Source organism: Ruegeria sp. Alg231-54, assembly GCF_900143525.1.
Lineage (GTDB): Bacteria > Pseudomonadota > Alphaproteobacteria > Rhodobacterales > Rhodobacteraceae > Ruegeria.
Genome location: NZ_FREZ01000031.1, coordinates 1 through 10131, shown reverse-complemented (window position 1 = coordinate 10131; position 10131 = coordinate 1). Strand labels below are relative to the sequence as shown.

The window sequence follows — 10131 nt, the reverse complement described above, 5'->3', positions numbered from 1 at the left end:
GCCTAGGTTGGCACAGCCTGAGTTGACCGCGTCGACGTTTTCCGCACCCAGATCGACCTTGGCAACGCCGCCGTTCATCTTCATCGCACGCACGGTGGCAACCAGCACCACTGCAGACGGCGCGATGCCCGCCTTACGGCACTTGATGTTCATGAACTTCTCAGCGCCCAGATCGGCCCCAAAGCCAGCCTCAGTCACAACGTAGTCAGCCACTTTCAAAGCAGTCTTGGTGGCAATGACCGAGTTACAGCCGTGCGCGATATTGGCGAACGGGCCACCGTGGACGAATGCCGGGTTGTTTTCCAGCGTCTGCACCAGGTTCGGCTGCATCGCGTCTTTCAACAGCACGGTCATTGCGCCTTCGGCCTTGATGTCGCGGCAGTAAACAGCGGTCTTGTCGCGGCGGTAGGCCACGATGATGTCACCCAGACGCTTTTCCAGATCCTTCAGGTCGTTGGACAGGCACAGGATCGCCATGACCTCGGACGCCACGGTGATGTCAAAGCCGGTTTCGCGCGGGAAGCCGTTCGACACACCACCCAGGGACGCCGTGATCTGACGCAGGGCACGGTCATTCATATCGACCACGCGACGCCATGCGACGCGGCGTACATCGATCTCGGCTTCATTGCCCCAGTAGATGTGGTTGTCGATCATCGCCGACAGCAGCGAATGCGCCGAGGTGATCGCGTGGAAATCCCCGGTAAAGTGCAGGTTCATTTCCTCCATCGGCACAACCTGCGCGTAACCGCCCCCTGCAGCGCCGCCCTTCATGCCGAAGTTCGGGCCCAGCGAGGCTTCGCGAATGCAGATCATCGCATTCTTGCCAATGCGGTTCAGACCATCACCCAGACCAACGGTTGTGGTCGTCTTACCCTCACCCGCAGGCGTCGGGTTGATCGCGGTGACCAGCACCAGCTTGCCGTCTTCTCGACCCTGAACCGAGTTGATGAACTCCTGGCTCACCTTCGCCTTATCATGGCCATAGGGCAGCAGATCAGCAGAATCGATGCCAATCTTAGCGCCGATTTCCTGAATAGGCTTCTTCTGCGCCTCGCGCGCAATTTCAATGTCCGATTTATAGCTCATTGGGCAAAACCCCCGGTTGGAAAAGTCTCACAACGTCTTGGCCGGATCGGTAGCGCACCAACCCAGATTCGTTTATTTTTCTTTAAAGTAAATAATTATTCCCCTGGGTCAATACGCGAGTTGTAGTTGCCAAACAGCCCACAGCCAAACTCACCATCAATGCCCAGCCACCAACAACCCAATTCAGGCGTATCTTTTCCGACCTTCACTAAGACCCAGCAGCCAATCTTCGACTATCAACTGCTCTGGAAAAGCACTGTTGAAAGGCCTTTTCAGCAGGTAATATCCCGACTCAGTTCGCACCGATGCGCCCTGGACTGGCCTGACCAAAGCACCGCTTTCAAGCAATGGGTCAACAAGATGGGCCCAGCCCAACGCAATGCCCAATCCATCAACCGCTGCCTGTACTGACAATGGGTAAGTGTTGAACGCGACTGCCTGTTCCATTGATGATGTTGATACACCATTGCCGCTGAACCACGCACGCCACGTCATCCATTCTGCATGCGCGCTGGTGACCTCAATAAGGTCAAGTTCCGGTAACGCAGAAAGATCCGCGGCATTGGGATTACTTTTGAGGTACTCGGGGCTGCAAACCGGAAAAACGGTTTCTCCGAACAGAAGCTTTGCCTCGTACCCCGGCCAGTCGCCATCCCCCCGCAGAATTGTCAGGTCCATAGAATCTGACAGACACTCTGCATCACTGTCAGAAGACACCAAAGAGATACGTATTCGGCCATTGGATTTGTTGAACTTGCGAAGTTGCGGCATCAGCCAAAGAGACGCAACAGAATTGGTCGCCGAGATCGAAACCGTATTTGCCTGATGCTTGGCCAGCATGTCTCGGCTGACATCCCGCATCAGGTCCAGTGACTTTTCCACGGTCGCCAACAGGATGGCACCCTGCTGAGTAAGGGAAACAGAACGATGCCCCCTTACAAACAAGGGCACGTCATAGTGCTGTTCCAGCAAGCGTACTTTGCGGCTGATTGCGGTCTCTGAGATGTTCAGCACCTTGCTGGCTTGCGCAAAACTCTGTGCCTTGGCAGCGGCTTCAAATGCCAACAAATAGTCTAGCGGCGGCAAGACTTTCCCGGTGACTGGCGCTTTTTTTGGCATTTGGGGGCCTTTTCCCGAGCTGGACGACGGCGCGATCAAAAACATTTGCCCGCATCAGGCGGCATTCGATCATGCAACTGTCTGTTAAGATAGCAAAAAGTCGGATTAGCCTCAAGAAATTATGGTCAAAGCCCCTCAAATTTCTGTTCTGCACATTAGACGATCTTGGGCAGAATGCATGAATTCGGGGCCGGAAGAGTCCTCAACTCAAAAATGAATGTCACTCAGGGAGCAAACATGAAACTTACAAACCTACTTTCTGCTGCAACCTTGGCAGCAGTAGCGGGAACTGGCGCGGCTGCCGAAGACAGCAGCGACCCGATCGTAATCCCCATTCACAACTGGTCCAGCCAGATCGTGATGTCGAACGTTGTAGGCCTGATCTTCGAAGAGATGGGCAACAACGTAGAATATGTCACCACCGACAGTCAGGCCGTCTATGAATCGGTACGTTTGGGCGATGTCGCGCTGGAGATGGAAGTCTGGGAAGGTGCCTTTGGTGCATCCTACCGCGCAGCACTGGAAAAAGGTGGTCTGCATGATGCGGGCGATCATGATGCGGTCACGCGCGAGGATTGGTGGTATCCGATGTGGACCAAGGAATCCTGCCCGGGCCTGCCTGACTGGCAGGCACTGAACGACTGTGCGCACCTGTTCGCCACAGCCGAAACCGGTGACAAGGGCCGTTATCTGGATGGGCCGGTCGACTGGTTGAAGCATGGTAAAGAACGCGCCGAAGCACTGGATCTGAACTTTACAGTGATCAACGCGGGTTCCGCTGCAGCCCTTTGGGCTGAGATTGGCGCGGCAGAGGCCGACAAAACGCCGGTTTTGGTCTTTAACTGGACGCCAAACTTCGCCGAAGCTGTTTGGCCAGGTGAGTTCGTTGAGTTCCCAGCTTGGGAAGATGGGTGCGACAAGGATCCGGCCAAGGGCCCGAACCCGGAAGCGCTGTATGATTGTGGCAACCCTGCCGAGGGTTACCTGAAAAAGGCAGCTTGGGATGGCATGAAAGACAAGTGGCCGGCCGCGTATTGCGCCCTGACCGAGATTTCTTTCACCAACCCGCAGATTGCTGAGATGGCGAAGCTGGTCGACACTGATGAGCTTGAGCCGGAAGAGGCAGCCGAAGAATGGCTGGACGCCAACCGCGCCGTCATTGATCCTTGGATCAGTGCCTGCAGGGCATAATCCGGTTGCATCCACCGAAACTGGCGCGGCCTTGAACATCTCAGCGATGCAAGGCCGCGCTCAACACGAAAGAAAGGCAGCCATGTCCGCCTCAGCGCCTGTCATCTCAGCCAAAAACGTCTGGAAACTGTTTGGGCCCTCGCCAGAGAGCTATCTGAAATCTCTGCCCGCTGGCCGCAGTTTCGATGAGATCCGCGCGGATGGGTACATCGCCGGTGTCAAGGACGTCTCGATTGAGGTCGCTCGTGGCGAGATGCTGGTCATTATGGGCCTGTCAGGATCAGGCAAGTCCACGCTAGTGCGGTGTTTTTCACGCCTGCACGATATTACAGGCGGAACGATTGAAGTTGACGGTCAGGACATCATGAGCCTGACTGAACGCGAGCTGATTGAGCTGCGCCGCAACAAGATGGGGATGGTGTTCCAATCCTTCGGTCTGTTGCCACATCGCACGGTTTTGGACAACGTGGCCTTTCCGCTCGAAATGCGCGGGCAAGATCGCTACGACCGGCGCGAACGTGCACTGGAGGTCATCAAATTGGTGGGCCTTGAAGGTCGGGAAGAATATTTCCCGCGTGAACTCAGCGGCGGTCAACAGCAAAGGGTCGGCATCGCCCGATCACTGGCGATTGAGCCGGATATCTGGTTTCTGGATGAGCCCTTCTCGGCGCTAGATCCGTTGATCCGTCGTGAAATGCAGGATGAATTCCTCCGTCTGCAAGAAATGCTGGGCAAAACCATCGTCTTCATCACGCATGACTTCGATGAGGCGCTGCGCCTAGCCGACCGGATTGCCATAATGCGCAACGGCGCGGTCGAACAGTGTGACACCCCCGACCAGATCGTGATGAACCCTGCCACCGAATATGTGGCCAAATTTACCGAAGATGTCGACAAGGCCCGGGTCGTACATGCGAAGGGGCTTGCAAAGCCCGTGAATGGTCATGCCTTGGAAGGCGCGCCGATCAATGGCGGCTCGACTATTCATGAATTGGCGCGGGTACTGGTAAATGACGAGCGCATACTGTTGCCGGTCGCGAATGACAAAGGCGTTGTCACTGGCGTTCTGGAACGTGACACCGCTTTGAATGTTCTGCTTGGGGCGGAATGATGGCAACGCTGTCCACCGACATATCGGACACAAGGGACGGCCCGTGGGGGCAAACCAAAGTCCTAACCGCGCTGCTGGTCACCGCTTTTGCACTGATCTTGGCCAAGGCAATTGGCATTCTGCCCGAGTGGCTGAATCGCATTCCTGAGGCTGCAATCCCGCCAACGGCACAGGTTTTGGACGCGATTTTCAACTTCATTCAAAACGACCTAGGTCTGATCTATGTCACCCGCTTTATTGCAGAAGGCCCGCTAGAGTTTCTGCTGGATACCTCGGCGAACCTATTGGAGGGCAAGCGTCGCTGGCCCTATCTGGGCCCGATCCCATGGTCCGCGATTGCCGCAGTGGCAGCCGTCGTCGGCTATGCCGTTGGTGGATGGCGGTTGGCTGCCTTGGGCGCAGGCACCTTCATCTGGACCGCGGCAATCGGACAGTGGAAAATCGCCATGCAGACGATGTCCGTCATCGTGGTTGCGGCACCATTGGCTTTCTTGCTGGGTCTGGTACTGGGCATCGCGGCCTGGAAATACGGTTGGTTCGAGCGGTTGCTGAAACCCATCCTGTCCGTGCTGCAAACCCTGCCCTTCTTTACGTATCTTTTGCCAGCGGTGATCTTCTTCAAGGTCGGACCGACAGCTGGGGCCGTCGCAACAATTACCTTTGCCATCCCTCCGATGATCCTGATGACCACTCTGGGCCTGAAAAAGGTCAGCCCCGAAGTGATCGAAGCAGGCCAGATGTCTGGCTGCACACGCTGGCAGATGTTGCGCCACGTCTACGTTCCAGCCGCGCGCACCGAGGTTCTGGTCGGCGTCAATCAGGTGATCATGCTGTGTCTTGCGATGGTTGTTTTGACCGCTTTTATCGGAATGCCCGGACTTGGCGCGAAACTGCTGGCGATGATGGGTAGTTTCAAACTGGGCCGTTCTTTCGAGATTGGCGTAACCATCGTCCTTCTGGCTGTCACGCTGGATCGGATGTCAAAGGCCTGGGTCGTCAAGCAGCCGGTGCACTTCGAACGCGGGACACCGTGGTGGAAACGGCACCAGATTTCGCTGGTCGCGCTGGGTCTGTTTGTTGGGTTTACTCTGCTGGCACAGGTGTTCCCGATCCTTGCTGAAGTTGGTCGCAAGCAGCATCTCAGCCAGGGCAAGGAAATCGACGTGGCGATCAAGTCGTTCCTGGCCATAGACGCGATCAAGGGCACAACCGAATGGCTGCGCTGGTTCCTAAATGTCAAGGTTTTGATCCCGTTCCGGAATACGCTACTCGCCATTCCAACTCCCGCGTTCATCCTGCTGGTTGTATCCTTTGCCTATTGGGTCGGTGGCCGAAAGCCCGGCATCTACGCCGCGATCTTCTTTACGATTGTCGCGTTCTCGGGCTGGTGGGATCGGTCGGTCATCACGCTTTATACTGTGATTTCAGCGGTCGCGCTGGCGACTATGATCGGTATCCCCTTGGGCGTTGTTGCAGCCCGGTCCAACCGCTGGTCCAAGAGCATCCTGCTGGCCTGCGATACCGCGCAGACCTTTCCCAGCTTCATCTACCTGATCCCCGCGATCATGCTGTTTGGGGTCAATGATGTGGCAGTAGTGTTCTCAATCCTGATCTTCGCCGCCGTGCCGCTGATCCGCTACACGATTATTGGCCTCAGTAATGTACCGCCGGAAATGACCGAGGCGGCAGACATGTCCGGCTCGACCCGTCGGCAAAAGCTGATGTCGGTGCAATTCCCGCTGGCGCTGCCGACAATGGCGGTCGGATTCAACCAGGCAATCATGTTCGCCTTCTTCATGGTTATCATTGCCGCCTTCATCGGCACGCAGGATCTGGGGCAGGAACTGCAACGAACACTGGCAGGCACCGAATTGGGCAAGAACTTTGTGCTGGGTCTGAACGTGTCGCTGATGGCACTGACATTTGACATGGCAATCAGCAGTTGGGCCGAGAAGCGCAAGCGCGCTTTGGGACTGGATTAACCGGAGTTTCGGAGATGAACGTAAAACCCGTATTTGAGGTCCCGTTCGAACGCAGCGGGGTTCTGGCCCCCGGCCTTCCGATCCTGCCACATGGAACGGAACGCCACCCGGTCCCCGGAATGGGGTCCCGCGCTGTTCCGGTCTCCAAAGGCGATACGATAACCTTGCTGGACCGCGACGGGATGCAACCGGCCGAGATGGTCTTCTTTGCCCCTGACCGGAGTTCCGATGCGGCCATGCTTGGCGCGCAAGGGCACGGGCGACCGGAGGGATTGATTGCGACGCTGGCCAATGGATCGCCGTCCGGCAAGAAAGTGCTACGCGCTTTGGAAATTGCCGGATTTGACATCGGAAAAGGCGACGCAATCCGGGCGTTCATGGACGGGTCGCGCCCTGGCGACATGGTGCATTTCGTCGCTGAAAGTGATGGCCTTCTGATCGTGGCTGCACCCGGCAAGGCAATGCGTCCCGAAGATAACAACCCTCCCACGGATATCATCCTGTACATTCAGCGCTCTGCACCCGGTTTGGAAAAACCCGATGTGGGACCACCCGAACCGCTGGCCGATCCGCTCAAGGACTTCAATATTCAGCCGGGCAATGCCCACTCGTACGAGGTCAGGGCCGGTGAGTTCATCCAGATTGTCGATGTTCGCGGGCGTGAGTGCTCGGATTTTCAGGCCTTCAGCCGCCGAGCGCTGGATCAGGGGATCGAACGCGAGATTGATCCGACAACAACGCGTAGCCTGATGGGCAGCTTGTATCCGAAACCGGGGATTTTTTCGAAGTATTGGTCAGTAGATCAGGAACCGCTGATAGAGATCGTTCAGGATACGTGCGGACGCCATGACACGTTTGGCCTTGCCTGTACGGCGCGGTATTATGAAGATCTCGGTTACCCCGGCCACGTGAACTGCTCGGACAATATCAATAAAGACTTGGATCAGTATGGCATCAAACCACGCGGTGGTTGGCCTGCGATCAACTTCTTTTTCAACACGATGCTGGACGACACCAACGCCATTGGCATGGACGACCCCTGGTCGCGCCCCGGTGACTTCGTCTTATTGCGCGCGATGACCGATCTGGTCTGCGTCAGCACCGGCTGTCCCTGCGACATTGATCCAGCAAATGGCTGGAATCCAACCGATATTCAGGTGCGAACCTACAAGACGACCGAGGATTTCAAACGATCCTATGGCTATAGAAAATCTGCGGAGGCGGATGTGGAAGAAACCAAGAAAACTGCATTTCACGACTGCTTTGCACGGCACACCCGTGATTTCGTCGAATACAACGGCTATTGGTTGCCCAATACGATGACCAATCATGGTGCCATTGCCGAATATTGGGCCTGCCGGGACAAGGTTGCTGTTATGGATCTCAGCCCCTTGCGGAAATACGAAGTTGTTGGACCCGAAGCAGAAGAGCTGTTGCAGCTTTGCGTAACCCGCAACATGAAAAAGCTGAGCGTTGGACAGGTCGTCTATACGGCTATGTGTTATGAGCATGGCGGGATGATCGACGACGGCACCGTCTATCGTTTGGGTGAGACGAATTTCCGCTGGATCGGCGGGAATGATACCAGCGGATTGTGGCTGCAGGAACAGGCCCTCAAACGCAATATGAATGTTTGGGTGCGCAATTCGACTGATCAATTGCACAACATTGCGGTTCAAGGACGGTACAGTCGCGACATCCTTTCCAAGATCTTTTGGACACCGCCTCAGCAACCGACGATCGAAGAACTGCCATGGTTCCGGCTTACTGTGGCTCGGGTTGATGATGTGCAGGGGACATCTGTCGTAATTTCTCGGACCGGGTATTCAGGTGAGCTGGGATATGAAATCTTCTGCCACCCCAAAAATGCCGTTGAGATCTTTGATCGCGTCTGGGAGGTTGGCCAGGAATATGGCATAGCTCCGCTTGGACTTTCGGCACTCGACATGTTGCGGATCGAAGGCGGCTTGATCTTTGCCGGATCCGAATTCGACGATCAAACCGATCCCTTTGAGGCTGGCATCGGTTTCACCGTTCCACTGAAATCAAAGCCCGACGATTTTTTCGGGCGGGCAGCGATTGAAGAACGCAAGACCCATCCTCATCGCAAACTGGTCGGTTTCGAGATTGAGGGCGGCACGGTCCCCTCGCCCGGCGACTGTGTGCGTTTAGGAAAGGCGCAGGTTGGAGAGATTACCAGCGCGATGAAATCACCCGTTCTGGGCAAGGTTATTGCGTTAGGCCGGGTTTCGGTCACTCATGCCGTCGCCGGAGCTGACATTGAAATCGGGCAACTGGACGGCCAACAAAAGCGTCTGAAAGCCAAAATAGTGCCTTTCCCTCATTTTGACCCAACAAAGGAACGCGTGAAGGGCAACTATTCAATTGTTGATGTTCCTGATGCAGCAGAATGACGACTCTTTAGCAAAGATATTGGTCAAAAAGAATCTCCTGTCAGGGCGCAACGTATGCGATTGTTGGCCGTGCTAAAACTGCGCGGCAACAGGAGTTCTGTCTACGCCGCTTCTGCATCTGAATTTGAACCTCACAATAGAGCCTCGTTGAGTTTTTGGCTTTCACTTGTGACGGTTATGTTCGTTCATCCGACCATTGGGCTGGCTTCCGAATGCGCAAAAATTTCTGCACTTGAAAGCTATGACGACACCGGGATTGCGCCTGTTGGGTCCGTATGCCAGCCATTCGACGGTTTGGGTAATTCCAACGGCGTTTCATGTTATTGGGAATTTCAGTTCAGAAGCGAAAAGGCCACAAGCTACTTCCAAGACACATGGGCTGAAGTGACGCGTTGCCGCGACGGTACTCCTGCTCCAAACGATCCTCATGTCAATCACCCTGACAGCTATGAGCTTAGAGAGTTGGACGCCGGAATTCGTGTTTATCGGGTTGCCATTAAAGACAAGAGCCAAGAGAAGCGCACACTGGTTTTCCTGAGTGTCGAGCACAACAACTGAGACCCTGTCTGACGTTAGTGCCAATGGGATCGGTGAAAACAGCGTTGCCACCACCACCTTGGGTGTGTACAAGATTCTGTCCGTTGTCAGAAACCGCGATCTATAGTGGCTTTGTCGCAAACTTTTGACCCCTCTGACTGAGGTGAGGTCATCATGTTAGGGCACTACGGAATTGGGCAAGGGCTAACCCTGGCAATCTCATTCAAGGGCGCGCATTTTCCAAAAGAAGTGTTCCTGCATGCGGTGTTCTTCCACATCCGGCACTCAGTTTCAGCGGCCCGATCCCGATTGATAAAGTCAGCCGGAAATATTTGATTAACATCATTGAACATGATCATCGTTTTATCAAACGGCTTGATTGATCCGAAGGTTTGATGGTGCGATCCATTCGATGGAATCTTATGGGACAGATACGTCACGGCTGCGCCACGACAACGCATGTCATCCGCGCAACAATACAGCGATCGCAAGCTTTGAACGCGGAGCTGAGCCGCGAACCTGGAATCAACGTGAAAACCGTTTCCAGACGGCGAAAGCGCCAAACGGTTGAGGACAGGACCAAAGGAGCCGAGATCGACTGTTCCAAGCAAAGATGAAGAGGCGGTGATCGTTGCCTTTTGGCGTCATACTTTGCTACCGCTTGATGACTGTTTATATGCTCTACAGC

The 10131-nt window shown here is 55.2% G+C and carries 7 protein-coding genes and 2 pseudogenes; 7 read left to right on the top strand and 2 right to left on the bottom strand.

Annotation, left to right across the window (positions count from 1 at the left end; genetic code table 11):
• Positions 1–1089, bottom strand: a 1089-nt coding sequence (locus DHN12_RS24175; protein ID WP_108862481.1) for a formate--tetrahydrofolate ligase, incomplete at its 3' end; no start/stop codon positions are given.
• 183 nt (positions 1090–1272) lie between these two features.
• Entirely contained in the window at positions 1273–2208 is a 936-nt protein-coding gene (locus DHN12_RS24170; protein WP_108862480.1) for a LysR substrate-binding domain-containing protein, read from the bottom strand.
• A 237-nt stretch (positions 2209–2445) separates the two neighbouring features.
• Between DHN12_RS24170 and DHN12_RS24165 the strand changes: the two genes are divergently transcribed.
• The 7 genes and pseudogenes from DHN12_RS24165 to DHN12_RS25020 all read left to right on the top strand — a co-directional run.
• On the top strand, positions 2446–3399 hold the full coding sequence (locus DHN12_RS24165) for an ABC transporter substrate-binding protein (RefSeq protein WP_108862483.1): 954 nt from the start codon (positions 2446–2448) through the stop codon (positions 3397–3399).
• Between the two features lie 82 nt (positions 3400–3481).
• On the top strand, positions 3482–4510 hold the full coding sequence (locus DHN12_RS24160) for a glycine betaine/L-proline ABC transporter ATP-binding protein (protein WP_108862482.1): 1029 nt from the start codon (positions 3482–3484) through the stop codon (positions 4508–4510).
• A complete protein-coding gene (locus tag DHN12_RS24155; RefSeq protein ID WP_108862479.1) occupies positions 4510–6492 on the top strand; it encodes a proline/glycine betaine ABC transporter permease in 1983 nt (660 codons plus the stop codon). Before DHN12_RS24160 ends, DHN12_RS24155 begins: the two co-directional genes overlap by 1 nt.
• A gap of 14 nt (positions 6493–6506) precedes the next feature.
• Positions 6507–8906 carry a DUF1989 domain-containing protein gene (locus DHN12_RS24150; protein WP_108862478.1) on the top strand — a complete coding sequence of 800 codons (2400 nt, stop codon included), beginning with the start codon at positions 6507–6509 and terminating at the stop codon, positions 8904–8906.
• A 54-nt stretch (positions 8907–8960) separates the two neighbouring features.
• A complete protein-coding gene (locus tag DHN12_RS24145) occupies positions 8961–9464 on the top strand; it encodes a hypothetical protein (RefSeq protein WP_108862477.1) in 504 nt (167 codons plus the stop codon).
• Between the two features lie 189 nt (positions 9465–9653).
• Positions 9654–9737 (top strand): annotated as a pseudogene (locus tag DHN12_RS24140) (IS6 family transposase); the annotation flags it as partial.
• 128 nt (positions 9738–9865) lie between these two features.
• Positions 9866–10131: pseudogene (locus DHN12_RS25020) on the top strand (IS481 family transposase); the annotation flags it as partial.